The 19,278-nt window shown below is 46.4% G+C and carries 16 protein-coding genes; 10 read left to right on the forward strand and 6 right to left on the reverse strand.

Annotated elements, in window-relative coordinates:
* Positions 1-13: 13 nt before the first annotated feature.
* A complete protein-coding gene (locus BLU87_RS12745) occupies positions 14-814 on the reverse strand; it encodes an endonuclease/exonuclease/phosphatase family protein (protein WP_092349225.1) in 801 nt (266 codons plus the stop codon).
* 154 nt (positions 815-968) lie between these two features.
* Between BLU87_RS12745 and BLU87_RS12750 the strand changes: the two genes are divergently transcribed.
* The 7 genes from BLU87_RS12750 to BLU87_RS12780 all read left to right on the forward strand — a co-directional run bounded on the left by BLU87_RS12750 (position 969) and on the right by BLU87_RS12780 (position 10,292).
* Complete coding sequence (locus BLU87_RS12750) at positions 969-1,349, forward strand: hypothetical protein (protein WP_092349228.1); 381 nt, start codon at positions 969-971, stop codon at positions 1,347-1,349.
* A gap of 214 nt (positions 1,350-1,563) precedes the next feature.
* Positions 1,564-3,924, forward strand: a complete 2,361-nt coding sequence (gene hypD / locus BLU87_RS12755; protein ID WP_092349629.1) for a trans-4-hydroxy-L-proline dehydratase — start codon at positions 1,564-1,566, stop codon at positions 3,922-3,924.
* A gap of 218 nt (positions 3,925-4,142) precedes the next feature.
* On the forward strand, positions 4,143-5,051 hold the full coding sequence (locus BLU87_RS12760; RefSeq protein ID WP_092349231.1) for a glycyl-radical enzyme activating protein: 909 nt from the start codon (positions 4,143-4,145) through the stop codon (positions 5,049-5,051).
* A gap of 33 nt (positions 5,052-5,084) precedes the next feature.
* The gene (locus tag BLU87_RS12765) at positions 5,085-6,413 is read left to right on the forward strand and encodes a hypothetical protein (protein WP_092349234.1); all 1,329 of its coding nucleotides are present in this window, start codon (positions 5,085-5,087) and stop codon (positions 6,411-6,413) included.
* Positions 6,414-6,417: 4 nt separating this feature from the next.
* Positions 6,418-7,326 (forward strand): DMT family transporter, encoded by a 909-nt coding sequence (locus BLU87_RS12770; RefSeq protein WP_092349237.1) that lies wholly within the window; start codon positions 6,418-6,420, stop codon positions 7,324-7,326.
* Positions 7,323-8,195 carry a DMT family transporter gene (locus BLU87_RS12775; protein WP_092349240.1) on the forward strand — a complete coding sequence of 291 codons (873 nt, stop codon included), beginning with the start codon at positions 7,323-7,325 and terminating at the stop codon, positions 8,193-8,195. Before BLU87_RS12770 ends, BLU87_RS12775 begins: the two co-directional genes overlap by 4 nt.
* Before the next feature lie 102 nt (positions 8,196-8,297).
* On the forward strand, positions 8,298-10,292 hold the full coding sequence (locus BLU87_RS12780; protein WP_092349243.1) for a hybrid sensor histidine kinase/response regulator: 1,995 nt from the start codon (positions 8,298-8,300) through the stop codon (positions 10,290-10,292).
* A gap of 18 nt (positions 10,293-10,310) precedes the next feature.
* Here BLU87_RS12780 and BLU87_RS12785 read toward each other — a convergent pair whose 3' ends face one another.
* Positions 10,311-10,997, reverse strand: a complete 687-nt coding sequence (locus BLU87_RS12785; protein ID WP_092349246.1) for a DUF554 domain-containing protein — start codon at positions 10,995-10,997, stop codon at positions 10,311-10,313.
* Positions 10,998-11,243: 246 nt separating this feature from the next.
* On the opposite strand from BLU87_RS12785, the gene gdhA reads away from it, so the two are divergent.
* Together gdhA and BLU87_RS17690 are read left to right on the forward strand one after the other, a co-directional pair.
* Positions 11,244-12,593 (forward strand): NADP-specific glutamate dehydrogenase, encoded by a 1,350-nt coding sequence (gdhA, locus tag BLU87_RS12790; protein ID WP_092349249.1) that lies wholly within the window; start codon positions 11,244-11,246, stop codon positions 12,591-12,593.
* A gap of 380 nt (positions 12,594-12,973) precedes the next feature.
* A complete protein-coding gene (locus BLU87_RS17690) occupies positions 12,974-14,509 on the forward strand; it encodes an OmpA family protein (protein WP_175498389.1) in 1,536 nt (511 codons plus the stop codon).
* Positions 14,510-14,591: 82 nt separating this feature from the next.
* Here the strand turns inward: BLU87_RS17690 and cbiE are convergent, their stop codons facing one another.
* The 3 genes from cbiE to yihA all read right to left on the reverse strand — a co-directional run bounded on the left by cbiE (position 14,592) and on the right by yihA (position 17,084).
* Positions 14,592-15,803: a precorrin-6y C5,15-methyltransferase (decarboxylating) subunit CbiE gene (gene cbiE / locus BLU87_RS12800; protein WP_092349255.1), complete on the reverse strand. Its 1,212-nt coding sequence runs from the start codon at positions 15,801-15,803 to the stop codon at positions 14,592-14,594.
* Positions 15,804-15,876: 73 nt separating this feature from the next.
* A complete protein-coding gene (locus BLU87_RS12805) occupies positions 15,877-16,476 on the reverse strand; it encodes a histidine phosphatase family protein (RefSeq protein WP_092349258.1) in 600 nt (199 codons plus the stop codon).
* On the reverse strand, positions 16,473-17,084 hold the full coding sequence (yihA, locus tag BLU87_RS12810; protein WP_092349261.1) for a ribosome biogenesis GTP-binding protein YihA/YsxC: 612 nt from the start codon (positions 17,082-17,084) through the stop codon (positions 16,473-16,475). Before yihA ends, BLU87_RS12805 begins: the two co-directional genes overlap by 4 nt.
* 215 nt (positions 17,085-17,299) lie before the next feature.
* On the opposite strand from yihA, the gene BLU87_RS12815 reads away from it, so the two are divergent.
* A complete protein-coding gene (locus tag BLU87_RS12815) occupies positions 17,300-17,812 on the forward strand; it encodes a ferritin (protein WP_092349264.1) in 513 nt (170 codons plus the stop codon).
* Positions 17,813-17,926: 114 nt separating this feature from the next.
* Here the strand turns inward: BLU87_RS12815 and BLU87_RS12820 are convergent, their stop codons facing one another.
* Positions 17,927-19,228, reverse strand: coding sequence for a TRAP transporter large permease (locus tag BLU87_RS12820; RefSeq protein ID WP_092349268.1), 1,302 nt, complete (start codon positions 19,226-19,228; stop codon positions 17,927-17,929).
* Positions 19,229-19,278: the final 50 nt, after the last annotated feature.

Here is a 19,278-nt window from a genome sequence, read left to right on the forward strand (position 1 = left end):
CCACTCCCCGAGCTTAGACCGCGTCAAAAACAATCGGATCATCATCCAGCTGAAGCGGACAATAACAGTGCGGTGGACGGGACATTTTACGCAAGTCGACATCAACATGAACATCAAAATCAACCACTAACGGCAAGTGATCTGAAAGCTGTATCGCTGGCACCTGAAAATCTCGGATCACGATCTCTTTACTATGCAGGACAAAATCGAGATGACGGTGTGGAGCATTGCTTGGATAGGTTGGAATGCTGTCACGATTGGCATTCTGTAACCCTGTAGCTGCCAGGAACAGATTGATTTCATGTTCCCCCCATAGGGCATTGAAATCACCGGTCACCAGACAGGGCTTCTTGGTGGTTTTCACCAGATTATAAAGCTCTCCCAGTTGTCGATGACGTATCCGCGATCCAAGCGCCAGATGCACCAGATAGACAACCAGATGTTCAAGTTCCAGTTCAATCACCAGACGTTTCATCCCATGTTCAAAAAAATGAAAGGTTTCATTCCTGATACGTCCCCGAGTCAGAAACGCATTACCCTGCTTTCTCAGGACCGGAACATGTCGCCAGAATGACTTTTCAGCGTATTTGATTGAATGAGAATGATAGTGCCCCAACGCCCCTGCTAATAATTCAGCCTGATTCTTTCCACCGGTACGATATGAGCCATGATCCACCTCAATCAAGCCCACAAGATCCGGTTCAAGTTGCCGCAGAAACGCCGAAATCCGTTGCAGATTTCTGGCGGAAGAACGCATCGAATCGTGCATCTTCGGACCGGTCGCATAACAGATATTGTAGTGGATAAATCTCATCACACCTCCTATCAAAATTAAAGCACGATTGAGCTACATAGCAAGAACCACAGAGCACTAATAATTGAGACCATTGAGTCTCCATGGCTTTTCAGTCGTAATTTTGCTAATCTGCTGGCAACCAAAGTTTACCCTTCAAACACAAGGTCATAAAATGAAACTTCAAGAAAAAGTTCTCCTTTATGGGTTTGCATTATTTAGCGTGATTACCTCATTTTTATTTGTCTTTTATGCGGTCAATGTCAATTTTAGTCGCGACGCTTCACAGTGGCTGAGACTCTTCTCCTATGTCGCCGGAGGATATGGTCTGTTCAATATCTATATCCTCAGCTGGGCATGGCGCATTCAGTCTGCCTGGGCACCCAAAGCTGATATGGTGATCGCTGCATGCTTTTTTGGGGTCGTGATCATGGACACGGTTAGAGAGGGTTTTTCGACAAGCATGACAACGATCGGTAGCATATTGGGATTGGCTTTGATTCTCTTGGCTAACTGGTATGCGGTCAACAAAGTCTGTCACCGACACCACCAATAACAACGCCCCGCGCTCCTAACTTCTACACAAATATCTCCCTTGATAACCTTGCATCGTCAATAGCAGACAGAGTAAACTGAGACGAATAATCATCGAGCCACCAAAGGGGAGAATCATCATGAAGGTCAACAACATAAACAGTTCAGTTCCTGAGCGTGGTCCCGCATGTGAAGGGAATTTTTACCCTGAAACAGACAACGGCACAGATCCTGGAATGAACCCGCGCATCCAAAGGCTTCGGAAGCAGAGCGTGAATGCCGAAAATACCCTCTCCATCGAACGTGCTCTGCATGAAACGGCCTTCTATAAAGAAAACTACGGTAAATATTCAATTCCCGTCCTCCGGGCTTTAAACTTTTACGATCATTGTCAAAAGAAGACCCTCTACATTGGCGATGATGAACTGATTGTTGGGGAACGTGGTCCAAAACCGAAAGCAGTGCCCACGTTTCCAGAACTGACCTGCCATAGTGTCGAAGACTTTCATGTCCTCAACACGCGTGAACAACAACGCTATACCATCAGTGAAGCCGATATTGAAACTTACGCCAGGGAAGTTATCCCCTACTGGCAGGGCAAGACCATCCGTGAACGGATCTTCAGCCATGTCCCGGATGAGTGGCGGGCCGCATATGAGGCTGGATTATTTACCGAATTCATGGAACAACGCGCCCCCGGGCACACTGCTCTTGATGGGAAAATCTACCAGACTGGGATGTTGGATTTTAAAGAACGGATCACTGCTGAGATTGCTGCTCTTGACTACCTGAACGACCCGGAAGCAACAGATAAAGCTGAAGAACTGAAAGCCATGTCTATCTCTTGTGATGCGGTCATTGCTTTTGCTGCACGTCATGCAGCTCTCGCAGAAAAGATGGCAACACGTGAAAGCGACCCACAACGGGCTAACGAACTCAGGGACATTGCTGACGTTTGTCGCTGGGTTCCTGCACATGCACCACGAACGTTCCGTGAAGCAATCCAGATGTATTGGTTTGTCCACCTGGGAACAATTACCGAATTGAACGGCTGGGACGCCATGAATCCGGGGCACTTTGATCAACATCTGGCGCCGTTTTACCTGGCTGAAATTGCGGCGGGAACCCTCACTCGTGAACAAGCCAAAGAACTCCTCTGTTGTTTCTGGATCAAGGTTAACAACCATCCAGCTCCACCTAAGGTTGGGATTACCGCACGTGAAAGTGGCACCTACAACGACTTCACCAATATCAACATTGGGGGGATCACCAGTGATGGCAAGGATGGGGTCAGTGAAGTCTCCTATATCATGCTTGAAGTGATCGAAGAGCTACATATCCTGCAACCAGGCAATTCTGTCCATATCAGCCGGAAGACTCCGGATCGGTTCTTAAATACCGCTTGCAAGGTCATCCGCCAAGGACATGGCTACCCTTCTATTTTCAATCCAGACACCTATGTAGTTGAGCTGATGCGACAGGGCAAATCCCTGCAAGATGCTCGTGAAGGAGGTTGCAGCGGCTGCATTGAAGTCGGTGCCTTTGGTAAAGAGGCATTTATCTTAACGGGTTATCTGAATGTGCCGAAGATTCTCGAAATCACCTTGAATAACGGTATTGATCCCGTGACCGGAAAAGTGGCCGGGATTCAGACTGGCGATCCGCTGCAATTCAAGAATTATCAAGAGCTCTATGACGCTTTCCTCAATCAGTTAAATTTTATCGTCGATACCAAGATTCGGGTCAGTAACTACATTGACCGGATGTTCGCCAAATATGCCCCGGCTCCGTTTCTTTCTGTCGTCATCGATGATTGCATCAGCAAAGGGAGAGATTATTACGACGCGGGTCCACGCTACAACACCAACTACATCCAATGTACCGGACTGGGAACTGTAACCGACAGCCTGGCAACGCTGAAAAAACATGTCTTTGAAGATCAAACCTGCAACATGGAACAACTGTTGACCGCGATTAGTAAAGATTTTGTCGGTGAAGAGTTCTTACGCCAGACGATCCTCAACAAGACACCTTTTTTCGGCAATGATGATGATTATGCTGACGATATTGCACTGCAGGTTTATCAGGATCTGCTTGCAGCAATAGATGGTAAACCAAACATCAAAGGCGAAGCCTTCCATCTGAATATGCTCTCGACAACTTGCCACATCTATTTTGGCAAAGTCATGGGTGCAACCCCCAACGGCCGGTTTGCCGGGAAGTCAATCTCTGATGGGACCTCCCCTTCTCATGGTGCCGATACCCATGGTCCGTCAGCAGTGATCCGTTCACTCACCAAACTTGACCACAGTATGTCGGGCGGCACTCTGCTCAACCAGCGCTTTCTCCCCAGCCTGCTTAAACGGGATGAAGACATTGCCAAACTCGGACAACTGGTGCGCAGTTATTTCACCCTCGGGGGACACCATATCCAGTTTAATATTGTTGATACCGCAACCCTTTACGCCGCACAGGAAAAGCCTGAAGATTACAAGGATCTACTGGTACGAATGGCTGGTTACAGCGATTATTTCAACGATATGAATGCCGATTTACAACAAGAGGTCATTGAACGGACAGAGAATGAGGCTCTTTGATTAAAACCCCGGAGGCTTCTAAGGGTCCAAGAGTATCTGGAAAGCATTTTAACGCAGAGAGCGGAGAGAAAAACAGGGAAACTCTTTGGTTTGATTTTAAAACCTTAAAAACCGCCTTTCACTTTCTCAGCACCTCAGCGTTAAAGTATCTTTGATCCGGATCTTCTTGGTGTCCTTGGCGCCTTGGTGACTAACACAGATTTTCAGGCCATACCATCATGCAACAACCATTGATCTTCGACATCAAGCGCTACGCCATCAACGACGGTCCCGGTATCCGCATCGTCATATTTTTCAAAGGCTGCCCACTCTCCTGTCTGTGGTGTCACAATCCCGAAAGCATTGCGCTCCAACCACAGAAATTATTTACTCAGAACAAATGTATCGGTTGTGGTGAGTGTGTCAGGGTTTGTCCACAACAGGCGTGCCAATTAACCGCTGCTGGCATCGTCACGGATCCACAACGATGTGATTTCGCCGGTCGCTGTGCTGAGGTCTGCCCCACTCTGGCGACGGAAATTTCTGGCTATCATAAGACGGTTCCCGAGTTACTGAAAATCATCGAGACAGAGCGCACTCTATTCGATCAGTCCGGTGGTGGAGTCACTTTCTCCGGAGGTGAACCTCTGTTGCATCCAAATTATCTGAGTGAAATTTTGGATCAGTGCGGTCGCAACCAGATCCACCGCACCGTCGACACTTGCGGCTTTGTCAGTCAAGCAACCTTGCTTGAAGTCAGCAAACGTACCGACCTGTTTCTTTACGATCTGAAGCTGATGGATAGCGACAAACACAAGGCATACACAGGAGTCGACAATACCTTAATCCTTTCCAACCTGAAGGCCTTGGCTAAGACCGGTGTCGACATACAGATTCGCATCCCTTTGATCAAAGGGGTCAATAGCGATCGGGAAAACCTTACTGCGACAGCAAAGTTTATTGCCAGCCTCGCGGGTGAAAAAAAAGCTATCAGCTTGCTTCCCTATCATGCTACAGCTAGCCATAAATACCAGAAGCTAGGTCAAAGCTACCTGCATGACAATTTAAAAGAGCCCGATTCAACCGAGCTTGAAACTGCCATCGATTGCTTCCTGACCCATAATCTTGTCGCAACTGTGGGCGGATAACTGTCCTCTTTTCTCACTTTGGGTCCCATTTAAATGCATAAAAATTCCACTGAACTCAGTTATGGGGAAATCTTCCTTTTCTGGCTCCCTTTAGCGGCAACATGGTTGATGATGGCCGTCGAAGGTCCGTTTCTTGCTGCCATCATCGGCCGACTGGCTGAAGAAAAAATGAATCTGGCCGCGTATGGAATTGCTTATGCTTTTGCATTGATTGCTGAATCGCCGGTCATCATGTTGATGAGTGCCAGCACGGCCTTGTGCCGTGAGGAGAAAAGTTACCGCCGGTTGCGCAACTTCTCTTTGTCTCTGAGTTTGACCGTGACCCTGTTATTGGCCCTTTTCCTTCTGCCACCACTCTTTAACACAGTCATCATTGATCTGATCGGTTTACCGACTGACGTCGCATCACTGACCCATACATCACTATTCTTCCTGCTCCTCTGGCCAGGGGCAATCGGCATCAGACGCTTCTATCAAGGGGTTCTGATTGCCAGACATCAAACGAAACGAGTTGCCCTCTCGACTCTGTTCCGGCTTGGCACCATGGCAGGCAGTGCTCTGCTCCTTTACCTATACAGTTCTCTTCCGGGTGCTGTCATCGGTGCAATTTCTCTTTCTGGAGGCGTCACTGCTGAAGCGTTGCTGGCCCGATATCTGGCTCGACATGCTATCAAAGATCTGTTGCAAACCACTTCGACGGCGGCACAAAACTTGAGCTATCGGGATATCTGGGATTACTATTTACCTTTGGCTCTTACCCCAGTTATCGGCTTGTCAGTTCACCCACTGGTCACCTTCTTCCTCGGTAAAAGCCGCGATCCCTTAGAATCTCTGGCGGTGATGCCTGTGATTTACGGTCTCACCTTTATTTTCCGTGCGGTTGGTCTCTCTTATCAAGAGGTCGCCATTGCTCTGGTTGGTGAGGACCAAAACAATTACCGCAAGGTCAGGAACTTTGCCGTTGTTCTGGGGACGTTCACCTCCGCCGCATTATTTCTGATTGCGTTCACCCCGCTGAGCCGATTCTGGTTCCATAACCTTTCCGGCCTCAATGATGTGCTCACAGTCTTTGCTGCGCTGCCGTTACAAATCATGGCCATTTTCCCCGCATTGACGGTATTAATCTGCTTTCAGCGTTCTATACTGATTGTCTCTCGAATCACCCGTCCGATCTCCATTGCGACGACAATCGAAGCTGTTGGAATCTTTTCAGTTTTATTGCTGACGATGCTATACTTCCCGCTTCCGGGTATTGTTGCGGCCACTCTCGCTTATGTTGTCGGTCGATTATTGGCAATCACCTCTTTGCAACGTCCACTAGCAGCACAATTGAAAAGACTTGCCACCAGAAAGAATTCTTGAATCGATGAGCAACCAACAAACCAAGCTGAACACAAAGCCCGGCGGACATTGGTTCATTATTGCTGCCGCACTCCTCTGGGGAACAACGGGCACCGCTCAGGCATTTGCCCCAGTCGGTTTTGATCCCAACGTGATTGGCGCCTTACGTCTCCTCATAGGCGGAGCAGCTCTTTTATTGATTGCCATTAAGCGGAAAGAGCTAGGGAAATTTAGTGACTGGAAACTCCTCCCTGTTATCCTTGCAGCAGCATTCACAGCAAGCTACCAAATCTGTTTTTTTGCTGCGGTTGCAAAAACGGGGGTTGCAATCGGCACCATTGTTGGCATCGGCAGCGCGCCAATTGCAGGGGGAATCCTTGGTTTCTTTTTTCGACGTGAACGTCTCGGAATTCGCTGGCTGACAGCAACAATTCTGGCCGTGACTGGCTGCTCACTCCTCAGCTTCAGTGGCGGAGACATTGCCGTCGATCCACTAGGAATTCTGCTGGCCCTGGGAGCTGGCCTGTCTTACGCAGCCTACACACTGATGATCAAAGGATTGCTGGAAAAGCACTCCCCTAACGCTATTATGGCGGTTGTGGTCATGCTTGGAGCTCTGATTCTCTCTCCGGCGCTCCTGAGTGTCGATATGGACTGGCTTCTACAACCTCGCGCTATTGGCGTGATTCTCCATCTTGGCATCGCCACTATGGCCCTCTCTTATTGGTTTTTTGCCCGTGGATTGCAGTCAGTCCAGGTAGCAAATGCCGTCACCCTTTCCCTGGCCGAACCGATGACAGCAGCAATGCTGGGGATTCTCGTGCTCGGTGAACAGTTGAACACTCAGGCCTTCTCCGGTATCTGCCTGATCTTTGCCGGTCTGGTTGTTCTGGTGATAAAAAGACGTAACAAAAACTATAAGGTGAGTGAGTGACAAATCAGTCGAAGGCAATCATGTATGGTCTTTGTGCCGTTCTGCTCTGGTCAACAGTAGCAACGGCTTTTAAACTATCGTTACAACACTTCACCCCGATAGAATTACTCCTTTATTCCGGCTCTTTTTCAACCTTATTATTAGCAGCCATCCTGCGTTACCAGGGGAAATTCCACCTGGTATTCCAATGTACTCGAAGAGAATACCAATTATCCATCCTCCTTGGATTGCTCAGTCCGTTTCTCTACTATCTGATCCTCTTTAAAGCCTATGACCTGCTTCCAGCGCAACAGGCGCAACCATTAAATTACACTTGGGCCATCACCCTTTCCTTGCTCGCGGTTCCCTTATTGAAACAAAAAATCGGCTGGCAACAGTGGCTAGCCTTACTGATCAGTTATTGTGGCGTCATTGTCATTTCGACTGAAGGTCGGCCCTTTAGCCTGCAGTTCACCGATCCCTTTGGAGTTGCGCTGGCACTCATCAGCACCATTGTCTGGTCCCTTTACTGGATTCTGAATACGCGGGACAAGCGTGATCCGGTCGTCGGATTGTTTGTTAATTTTCTCTGCAGCTTCCCTTTCGTCTTGGGATATTACCTGTTCACCACCGAAATAAGGGTCCCACCGTTGCATGGGCTCATAGGTGCAGCCTATGTCGGCACTTTCGAGATGGGAATCTGCTTTGTGTTCTGGTTGATGGCAATGAAACTGACCAGTAGTGCAGCCAGAATCAGTAACCTTATCTTCCTGTCACCCTTCCTCTCTTTAATTTTCATCTATTTTCTCCTCGGTGAAAAAATCTTGCCAGCCACCTTTATCGGCTTGCTTTTTATTGTCACCGGGCTTTTTTGTCAGCGTATCAAATAAGGGATTTACTGCCAAAAAAATTGTGTTTTGCCCTTTTTACAGTTAAACTGCCGATGCAGGATATCTTTTAGAGATTTTCTACGTGACAAAGGGAGTGGGTTGATGAAGGCAGAATCACAAACACACGCATCTTTGCTACGCAAGATTTCAGCCCTGAAAGATGAAAACCAGAAACTGCAACGATCCCTCCAGACTGCCAAACAAAACTCCGATCTCTATGAAGCGCTGATTGAATTTGCTGCTGATGCAATCTTCATGGGAGACCCTTCCGGTAACATTATCGGTGCCAACCAGAGAGCCGCTCAAATGAGTGGTTACAACTACGATGAACTGGTTGGGATGAAACTATGTCAATTCTTTAGCGAATCAGAACAGGGTGAAAAGCCACTGAGGTTTGACCTGCTGCAACAAGGAGAAATTGTCAAAGCTGAACGGCTGCTGTTGCGTAAGGACGGCACCACGATCTCCGTCGAAATGAATAGCCGGATGCTCCCCGACGGCACCTATCACAGTGTGTTGCGGGACATCACCGCCCACATACAAGCCAATGAAGCCCTGCGCATTTCTGAAGAGAAATTTTCCCAAATTTTCAGACTAAGTCCGGATGCCATCGCTCTGACACGAATGAAAGATGGCCTCTACCTTGATGTCAATATTGCTTTTGTTAATATCGTCGGCTGGTCCTATGAGCAGATAGTCGGCCATTCGGCTCATGCGGATGGTCTTGATATCTGGCGGAACCCGGAAGATCGTCAGCGGATGCTACAAATTCTTGAAAAAAAAGGTGAAATGAATGCCCTCGAAATAGATTTCAAGGGCAAAAACAACAAAATTATCCATGGCTCGATGTCTGCCAGGATCATTGAGATCAACAATGAAACCTGTATTTTATCAATCACCCGCGACATCTCTGAACGATTAGCACTGCAGAAAAAACAACAAGATCTTGAACAGCAAATGCTCCAAGTGCAGAAACTGGAAAGCCTTGGAGTCCTTGCCGGAGGGATTGCTCACGATTTCAATAATATCCTGATGGCCGTCATTGGCAATTGCGACTTGGCACAACGCCGCTTGAATCCTGAATCAGCGGTGATGGGCAATCTTCATCAAATTAAACTGGCGACCAGTAAAGCCGCAGATCTGTCCAATCAGATGTTAGCCTATTCTGGGAAGGGAAAGTTCGTGATTGAATCTCTCAATCTCTCCCTGATTATTGAGGAGATGAAACAGATACTTTCCATCTCCAGCAGCAAAAAAGCGACCCTGCGCTACGATCTCACCCCGAATATCCCCGACATAGAAGCTGACGCGACTCAAATCCGCCAGATCGTCATGAACCTGGTGATCAATGCTTCAGATGCTATTGGCAATAACAGTGGTATTATCGCTATTTCAACAGGGGTCATGCGATGCGAACGCGACTACCTGCAAAGCACTTGGCTTGACGAAAAATTAGAAGAGGGAGATTACACCTATATCGAAGTCGCCGATACAGGATGCGGCATGACTGATGATATGGTTAAACGTATTTTCGAACCTTTTTATACGACTAAATTTACCGGTCGCGGGCTGGGGATGGCAGCCGTCCTCGGAATCGTACGCGGCCATAAAGGAGCTATAAAGATCTATACTGAACTGGGCAAAGGCAGTACTCTGAAAGTCCTTTTCCCCACATCAAATTTAACCGCAGCAAGACAGCAAATAGAACCTGAAGGTTCGCCTTTGAAGGAAAAAGGGCTGGTGCTCCTCATTGATGATGAAGAAGCTGTACTCAATATCAGCCAAGAGATGTTAAGTGAATTTGGCTTCGAAGTGATCACCGCAAGAGATGGGATTGAAGCATTACAAATATTTAAACAGCGCCATGAACAAATCCGCTTTGTTTTAATGGATCTGACCATGCCGAACATGGATGGGGAAGAGGCATTTCGGGAATTCAGAAGGATTGATCCGCAGGTCAAAGTCATTATCTGTAGTGGTTATAATGAGCAGGAAGTCTCACAAAAATTTGTCGGTAAAGGGCTGGCTGGATTCTTGAAGAAACCCTATATGCTTAGCGAGCTACAAAACACCATTCAGAAGCTATTAAAGAATTAGCGCAGCATCTGTCCTGTCTCAGGCAAGACCGAACCCCCAAAGTAATCCGATTGCAACAAAGACAGCCGGAAGAAGATTGCCCACAGGGAGACGTTTTATCCCCATCAAGTCGAGGGAGATAGCGACAATCAGCAATCCGCCGACCGCATTCATCTCCGTGACCACCGGTTCAGTTAAAATGGTTTGTGCCAACTCTGCAACCAGAGTGATGCTGCCCTGATAAAGGAGCAGCGGGATAATAGAAAAAAGAACTCCGATTCCAAGGGTCGACGTCAGCGCAATAGCAGCAACGCCGTCAAGGGCCGACTTAGCGTAAAGAATTGTTGGTTTCCCACCAAGCCCATCCTGTAGCGCACCCATGATGGCCATTGCGCCGACGCAGAACAGCAAACTGGAAGAGACAAACCCTTCAGCAATCGTTCCCATCCCGGAAAACCGTTTTTGCAACCTTTTGCCAAAACTCTCTAGTCGTCTCTCAATTCCAAGAGACTCTCCCACCAAACCACCAAGAATCAAACTGCCGATCACAATCATCAATTGCTGACTCTGTAGTGCCAATTGTAAACCAATCAACAAAACCGCTAATCCCAGCCCGAACATCAGAGTTTGACGCATTGCTGATGACAACAACCGACTGCTCCAGCGACCAATCAAACAACCGATAATAACAGCAGCAACATTAACCAGCGTTCCTTGTAGTAACATTGAGAATCCACAAAAAAAGGGGAAAAGACCGAAGCAGGACACTACCACAGCCCATCACCATGATTCAACAGAATCAACCTAGTGCCGACATAGGCATGTTTTTACTCTTGTAATTAGCTTATTTATATATGCATAATGGTGTTTGTTTTTACCGAAATTTCCCCTCTTACAATGGTTACATCCCTTATATTTTTGACTCTTTTATAAGCCGACAATGAGGTCGACTTATTTATCAGGAGGAATATTATGCTCTCATCTATGGATGAAAAGATTGTCCCCATCTACCAGGAAGTTCTGGCACGAAACCCCGGTGAAGTTGAGTTTCATCAAGCTGTTCGCGAAGTTTTAGAGTCTCTTGGACCTGTTTTGGTCAAAAACCCCGAGTTTGCAGAACACAAAATAATCGAAAGAATTTGTGAACCAGAACGACAAATCATTTTTCGCGTCCCCTGGGTCGATACTCACGGCACAACACAGATAAACCGTGGTTTCCGGGTTGAGTTCAACAGCGCCCTCGGCCCCTATAAAGGGGGACTTCGTTTTCACCCTTCGGTCTACCTTGGAATTATTAAATTCCTGGGGTTTGAACAAATCTTCAAAAACTCTTTAACCGGTCTCCCGATTGGTGGTGGCAAGGGTGGCTCGGACTTTGATCCCAAGGGAAAAACCGATGGTGAAATCATGCGCTTTTGTCAGAGTTTCATGACTGAACTATATCGGCATATCGGTGAACACACAGACGTCCCTGCCGGTGATATTGGTGTCGGTGGCCGTGAAATTGGCTTTATGTTCGGACAATATAAGCGCATTACCAACCGCTGGGAAGCTGGTGTGCTGACCGGAAAAGGTCTCAACTGGGGTGGGTCATTGGCCCGTAAGGAAGCAACAGGATATGGCGCCGCATTCTTTGTTGATGAGATGCTTAAAGCACGCAAGGACAGCTTTGAAGGGAAAACCTGCATTGTTTCTGGCAGTGGAAATGTTTCCATCTATACGATGGAAAAAATCCAGCAACTCGGTGGAAAAGTTGTCGCCTGCTCCGACTCAAATGGTTATGTCTACGACGAAAAGGGGATTAATCTTGAGTTAGTTCAACAACTCAAAGAGATTGAACGACGCAGAATCAAGGACTATATCAACTACAGAAAGCAAGCCAAGTATGTTCCCAAAGGTAATATCTGGGAAATCCCTTGCCAGGTGGCTATGCCTTCTGCCACCCAGAATGAGATCAATGGCAAAGATGCCGCGTTGTTGGTCAAAAACGGTTGTATTGCTGTGGGTGAAGGGGCAAACATGCCGACCACCCCGGAAGGGGTACATATATTTCTGGATGCCGCTATCGCCTATGCTCCCGGCAAAGCAGCCAATGCGGGAGGGGTTGCCACCAGCGCACTCGAAATGCAACAAAATGCGACTCGTGATTCATGGGATTTTGATGAAACGGAAAAACGCCTGCATAAAATCATGAAAAATATCCACAGAGACTGTTTTGAAATGGCGGAAAAATATGGTGCGCCGGGCAACTATGTTGTTGGAGCGAATATCGCAGGATTTATCAAGATCGCACGTGCTATGCTGGCAATGGGTGTGGTTTGATTCACAACGGAATAAACGGCAATATTAAGAAGCCCCTGACATTTATTCAGGGGCTTCTTAATATGATCACCGAGAATTTGGTTTCGGAATCACGCCCTCCTAATAACCTTCCGGCAGCAGCTAGTACAAGCACATCAACCTCTAAACGGCCACAAACCCCACACCTCCGTTGCGCCCTAATTTCAGTTTATTCTCCCCCTTGTTGACACCCCGTTAACAACAAATAAAAAGTCATAGTGTCGTGGTTTCTGCTGTTAATGAGATATAATTATTTTTCAACCTTGTCTTGTTGTTCATTTACGCTTAACTACTAGATTAAGATGAGTTTTTTGTCTTATTTTGAAGTCGGTATCTTCGTATTATAGATGAAAGGAAACAACGTGGAAAAATATTTCAAGTTCTTATTCGCCGTCGCTATACTATTGATGATCGGGTTGCCCGGTTGTGCAGGACCAACCTTGAATGTCGCTCCTGTTGCAATTTCAGACAATCCAACCAGTAAGATATTTGAACTAGAGGACACGCTGGCAGAAGGTCGTAAACAGCAAATTCATGTCCTCTCCCCAACCTGGTATGCAAAAGCTGCTGACTATCTGGAAAAAGCCAGATATGGTCTCGCCAACGATGATTCTGTCGCCGGGATATTGCAGAACATCGCTTATGGCCATGCCCATTTTGATAAAGCAAAAGAGTATGCTCTTATTGCTCAATCAGCAATTTCTCAAGCTATCAAGGCTCGCGATCTCGCTAATGCAGCAGGAGCGGCATCCCTTGGAGAAGATTATCAGAAAGTCGAAGATGAATTTAAAACTCTGACAGCTGATATTGAGAACAATAATCTTTCACGTGCGGAGAAAAATGAAAGTCAAGTGGCCCAAGACTTTGCCGACCTCGAACTACGGGCGATCAAGGAGAATACCCTGGGAGAGGTCAGAAACTTACTGGCGACAAATATCCATAACGGGGCCAAAAAACTTGCTCCTAAAACTCTACAAGAGACTGAAAAAGCTCTGATTGATGCCGACCTGTTTATCACTCAGCAACGCTACGAACGCGAAGAAATGCAAAACAAAGCAAACGCTGCCCTGTTTCAAGCACAAAGACTTGGCCAGATTATGGCAGCGAGCAATGCATTAAAAACAATGTCCCCCGAAGATATTTCGCTGCGTCAAGAAAGTCAATTACACCAACTTGCCAGCGAACTGGGTAGTCGTGACCTCAGGAATGAACCCACTGATCTCCAGTTACAGAGTATTCTTGAATCCGTTGTTTCTCTCCAGGAAGACAACCAATATCTAAAAGAAAAACGCCACCAAGAAATGCTTGAATTTGAAGCAAAACTGACAGAAAAACAAAGTGAGATTGATTCACAAAGACAGCAGATTGCGGCCCTTGAAGGACAAAGTAAAGAAGATCAGAGGGCCCGCGAGCTTATCGCCCTGCAAGAAAAAGAAACCAAAGCCCGTCTGGAATCTGAACGTCACTTCCAACAGCTCTTCAATGAAGTCCAAGGCCTGTTTGCTCAGGATCAGGCTGAAGTATATAAACAGGCCAAAAATCTTGTTATTCGTTTAAAAGCGATGCAGTTTCCTGTTGGAAAAGACCTCATTATGCCTAATAACTATGCTCTTCTGAGTCAGGTCCGCAACGCCATCCGTACTTTTGGCAATCCGGACGTTGTGATTGAAGGACACACGGACAATACCGGCTCAGCAGCAATCAACGCTCTACTTTCACAGAACCGAGCAGAGGCAGTCCGGCAGTACTTTATTGCCAACGGAACTCTGGAGGCAGAAAAAATTACTGCTCTTGGTTACGGACCGGAACGGCCCTTAGCGGCAAATGATACTCCTGAAGGGCGTGCTATTAATCGCCGCATTGATGTGATTATCAAAACAGAAATGTCGAACCATTAGACGAGACAGAGTCCAACTAATTTCTACATTAAAAAAACAAAACCCCCATGGCCAGCCATGGGGGTTTCATCAGCAGAAGATTTTACTTCACTGCGGTTAAAATATAAACGGGATCGTAGGCTTCAAATAACTTGTAGTTCGAATGAGGACAAGTTCGGGCGATATTCACGGTCACCACCTCAACTTCATAACCAGCATTACCAAAATATTCATTGGCTGAGGTCAGGGTATCTAAGGTGCTGGCATTAAGGACAATTCTACCTCCGACAGCAAGTCTCTGATCGACCGTATCCAATATCTCCCAGAGTCTGCCGCCGCTGCCGCCAATAAATACCCGATCGGGATCAGGCAATTCTTCCAGGCAATCAGGGGCATCACCTTCAATTAACATGACATTCCGCGTATTAAATTTGAGTAAATTTTCTTTGATAAACTGGCGGTATTCACTGTTGCGTTCAATAGCGAAGATCCGTCCATGTGACAGCAGATGATCTGCCTCAACACAGATTGATCCGGAACCTGCACCAATATCCCACAAACACATGTCATGCCGTAGTTTCAATTTTGCCAGAGTAACCACCCTCACCTCTTCTTTGGTGATCAACTGCTTGATACTGACAAACTCTTCGTCAGGAATCCCAAAGGTGGGGATATGACCTTGAATTTCATCTTCGTATTCTCTGATCAGGATTAAAACATTGAGGGGGGCAACATCCAGCTCCTGAAGGCCTTTAACATTGGTCACCCGGATTTTTTCGATCGGGGTTCCCAGATTCTCGCAGAGGTAAGCCTTATAACCGCTGCGACGACGATTCATCAGCTCCTGAGCGATCATCTCTGGGGTATTGGTCGCATCGGTCAAGATCGCCGCTTTGTCATTAGAGACAATGCGATCAACCACGTCTTTTAAAGCACGCCCATGAACGGAGATAAAAATTGAATCATCCCAAGGCTCACGGATTTTAGCGAAAGCGTATTGAACCGAGGTGACATTGGGCAGAAATTCAATCAGCTCATCAGCAAGATTGCGAAGTAGATAGCGTCCCAGTCCAAAAAACAGAGGATCTCCTGACGCAAGGACAACCACGCGTTTTTCGCAATTATGTAACCGTGAGACCATCTCGGAGAGATTATGATCATCAATGGTAACGGTTTCTCCGGGAAAATCAGGAAACAAGCCGAGTAAACGCTCCGCTCCAAAAAGGAGCTCACTATGATTAATCAGTTCAAGTGCCTGCGGTGTAAATCCTTCGTGTCCTGCGATTCCAGCACCGATAACATGAATTGACTTCATTACTTACCTCCATTTTTGACAATCAACACAATTCAAAAAATCTAACCGGATCAAAACCATTGATCGAATATTGTCACGTATTCAACTTCTTCACGACCGTCGATCCATCCGCATAAAAATCAATAATATTCTCACAACCAAAGTCTTGTTCAATATGGAACAGGCTCTCCAACGGAGCTCCAATCGCATCAAGCAAAATAACCCGATTGACACCCCCATGACCGACCAGGACAATCTCCTCGCCAGGGTGGTCAGCGACAATCTTTTTGACAGCAGGACGCACCCGTTCTGCCATCTGCAATAAACTCTCACCAGACGGGGGAGCGACATTGATCATATCATCGAGCCGTGCCTGCCATAATTCAGGATATTCCTGCTGCAATTGCATCCAGGTCTTCCCTTGCCAATCGCCGATATGTAATTCCCGCAGTTCTTGCATATAGACCGGTTGCACATTCTGTAATAGAGCAATTTGATCTGCGGCTACGCGGCAACGATAGAGATCACTCGAGTAGATCCCCCCCAAACTCAAATGTTGCAGTCTGCCTGCAAAAGCAGCAGATTGTTTTCGACCATGTGCAGTCAAATGGATATCATTCTGGCCGTTGTAACGCATCTCTTCAAAACCAACCACCTGTCCATGACGAAGTAGGTGTAAGCGAGTCGCTTTCATTGATTCGTCACTCCCTCAGGCTTGTTGACATCCAGAGCAGCTTCAATCCGTTCCCAAATCTCGTCCTTGCCCTCTCTTGTTGTTGCTGAGAACAAAGTGAATGCATCGCGGGGCAGACCCGTTTCGGCGACAATAGGTTTGATCTGCTTCTCTAATTGAGATTTCTTGATTTTATCGATCTTGGTAATAACTGGAATCGTTGGCACCGCAAACTCTTCCAACCAATCAAGCATACGCAGGTCTTCTTCCCGTGGAACCCTGCGAATATCAAAGATGAAAATAACACCTCGTAACGACTCACGAATTTCAAGATAGTTTCGAATCATGGGGCCCCAGGACTTCTTTACCGCCAAAGGGACTTTTGCAAAACCATACCCAGGCAAATCAACCAGCGAAAACTCCCCATTAATGTTGAAAAAATTAATCAACTGAGTCCGTCCTGGTGTCGAAGATGTCCGAACCAGGCTTTTCCTGTTCACCAAAACATTAATCAACGAACTTTTGCCCACATTGCTGCGTCCGGCAAAAGCAATTTCGGGCAGTTCATTGGGAGGATAATTCCCTGGGCGAGTGGCACTTTTAATAAATTCTGCTGAAACTATTTTCATCATTTATCCATATTTTATAATTCTATATTTTAATCAAAGCAGAATAGCCTATGCAAAACAGGTTGGCAACTATCAAGCGATTCTTCCGCGGACAATCTCCCAGTCGAGTGTCGGCCCCGGCAACTGCGCTCGCGTATTTCACTTTACAGATCAGTGAACTATTACTACAATAGTTAAACATTAGTTATACAATAAATTCCTTAAGGAGAGATAAAATGCTGACGCCAAAACTAGTTAGTGCAATTAATGACCAAATTCAGTTTGAGTACTATTCCGCATTTATTTACAAAGCTATGCAAGCTTATTTTGAGGCAGAAGATCTTCCTGGTATGGCTAATTGGATGAATATTCAATTTCAGGAAGAGATGTCACATGCAGAAAAGATGTTCCAGTTTGTCTGTGAAACAGGTGGTCGCGTATTGTTACAGTCAATGGAAACACCACACAATGATTACAATTCCCCCCTGCATATCTTTGAAGAGGCCCTCAGGCATGAACAAATTGTCACTGCCAGAATCAACGATCTGATGGATCTGGCACAACAGGAAAAAAACCACGCTGCACAAATTTTCCTCCAATGGTTTGTCACTGAACAGGTTGAAGAAGAAGCAAATGCCAGTCATATTATTGCCAAATTGAAGAGAGTCCAAGAAGATGGTCGTGGCTTGATGATGATTGATCAAGAACTGGCAAAGCGCGTTTTTGTCCCTATTGCAGCTGAAGCATGATGAGAGCATAACCCTTGGATTTGCTTCTGTTATTTCATACAGAATAAAGTAAAACCTCAAAAGGCCGTACTATTTTAGTACGGCCTTTTGAGGTTTCCTGAGCCATACGCCTTTTCAATAAATGCTACTTATCCCGAAGAATTCTGGAAAAACAATTAAAATAGCCAACACAAAGACCTGAATGATAATAAAAGGGACAACTCCTTTGTAAATATCTGTCGTCTTAACTTCAGACGGAGAGACCCCTTTTAAATAAAATAGGCTGAATCCGAATGGCGGGGTAAGAAAGGAGGTCTGCAGATTCATGGCCACAAGGATTGCATACCAGATCGGATTAATCCCCAAGTTGGCCGCAATCGGTGCCAGAATCGGTACGATGATATAGGAAATTTCAACAAAATCGATAAAAAATCCAAGAACCATAATCACCAGCATGGATAGAATCAGGAATCCCCATTTGCCTGCAGGCAACCCCATCATGAAATCTTCAACCAGGTAATCACCACCGGTGTAAGTAAAAACCATTGAAAACGCCGTGGCACCAACCAAGATAGCAAAAACCATTGCCGTAATTTTAACGGTTTCCAGAGCGCTATTCCACACCATTTTTATCGATAACTGTCGATACATTCCCGCTAAGATCACAGCCCCCACACCACCGACAGCAGAAGATTCAGTTGGTGTCGCAACCCCGAACAGAATAGAGCCGAGCACCAGAACGATCAAGGTCAATGGAGGGATAATCGCTTTAAGTGCTCTAATAACCTGCTGTTTTTTAGTCCCATACTCCTTCCCGTCCAGATGAATAGGGGGAGCCAAGTCTTTTTTAAAATAAGTCAGGATAGCAATATAAATGACATAAAACAGCACCAGAGAGACTCCAGGCCAAAAAGCCGCCATAAACAGGTCACCCACCGGCACTTGAAAAACATCCCCAAGAATGATCAGAATAATGGAGGGTGGTATAATCTGTCCAAGGGTTCCTGCCGCGCAAATCGCACCCGTCGCCAATTTTTTATCATAGTTATATTTCAACATAACTGGCAGAGAGATAACTCCCATAGCAACGACACTCGCTCCAACCACCCCTGTGGAGGCTGCCAATAACGCCCCAACCAAAATTGTTGAAATAGCGACACCACCGCGCATTTCACCGAACAGAAAGCCCATGGATTCAAGCAACCGTTCTGCTAACTTGGATTTTTGGAGGATAATTCCCATAAAAATAAACAGCGGGATTGCCATCAGAATCGTGTTGTTCATCACCGACCAGATACGGTGCGGCATCATGGCAAACATGCCCTGACCTTCTGCAATCAGACCAAAAACAACGGCAGCGCCTCCAAACGTAAATGCTACCGGAAAGCCCAACAACAGCAATCCCAGGCAAACAGCAAACATTATTAAACCAATCATGACAACAACTTCCTTCTATTTATGTATAGCGCCAGCGCTATTTATTTGTA

This window comes from Desulfuromusa kysingii (genome assembly GCF_900107645.1).
Taxonomy (GTDB): Bacteria; Desulfobacterota; Desulfuromonadia; order Desulfuromonadales; family Geopsychrobacteraceae; genus Desulfuromusa; species Desulfuromusa kysingii.

What these genes read in the sequence shown, in the direction of transcription:
- BLU87_RS12745 (WP_092349225.1), bottom strand. Translation starts at nt 814, where the DNA reads ATGAGATTTATCCACTACAATATCTGTTATGCGACCGGTCCGAAGATG.
- BLU87_RS12750 (WP_092349228.1), top strand. Translation starts at nt 969, where the DNA reads ATGAAACTTCAAGAAAAAGTTCTCCTTTATGGGTTTGCATTATTTAGC.
- hypD (WP_092349629.1), top strand. Translation starts at nt 1,564, where the DNA reads ATGAACCCGCGCATCCAAAGGCTTCGGAAGCAGAGCGTGAATGCCGAA.
- BLU87_RS12760 (WP_092349231.1), top strand. Translation starts at nt 4,143, where the DNA reads ATGCAACAACCATTGATCTTCGACATCAAGCGCTACGCCATCAACGAC.
- BLU87_RS12765 (WP_092349234.1), top strand. Translation starts at nt 5,085, where the DNA reads ATGCATAAAAATTCCACTGAACTCAGTTATGGGGAAATCTTCCTTTTC.
- BLU87_RS12770 (WP_092349237.1), top strand. Translation starts at nt 6,418, where the DNA reads ATGAGCAACCAACAAACCAAGCTGAACACAAAGCCCGGCGGACATTGG.
- BLU87_RS12780 (WP_092349243.1), top strand. Translation starts at nt 8,298, where the DNA reads ATGAAGGCAGAATCACAAACACACGCATCTTTGCTACGCAAGATTTCA.
- BLU87_RS12785 (WP_092349246.1), bottom strand. Translation starts at nt 10,997, where the DNA reads ATGTTACTACAAGGAACGCTGGTTAATGTTGCTGCTGTTATTATCGGT.
- gdhA (WP_092349249.1), top strand. Translation starts at nt 11,244, where the DNA reads ATGCTCTCATCTATGGATGAAAAGATTGTCCCCATCTACCAGGAAGTT.
- cbiE (WP_092349255.1), bottom strand. Translation starts at nt 15,803, where the DNA reads ATGAAGTCAATTCATGTTATCGGTGCTGGAATCGCAGGACACGAAGGA.
- BLU87_RS12805 (WP_092349258.1), bottom strand. Translation starts at nt 16,476, where the DNA reads ATGAAAGCGACTCGCTTACACCTACTTCGTCATGGACAGGTGGTTGGT.
- yihA (WP_092349261.1), bottom strand. Translation starts at nt 17,084, where the DNA reads ATGAAAATAGTTTCAGCAGAATTTATTAAAAGTGCCACTCGCCCAGGG.
- BLU87_RS12815 (WP_092349264.1), top strand. Translation starts at nt 17,300, where the DNA reads ATGCTGACGCCAAAACTAGTTAGTGCAATTAATGACCAAATTCAGTTT.
- BLU87_RS12820 (WP_092349268.1), bottom strand. Translation starts at nt 19,228, where the DNA reads ATGATTGGTTTAATAATGTTTGCTGTTTGCCTGGGATTGCTGTTGTTG.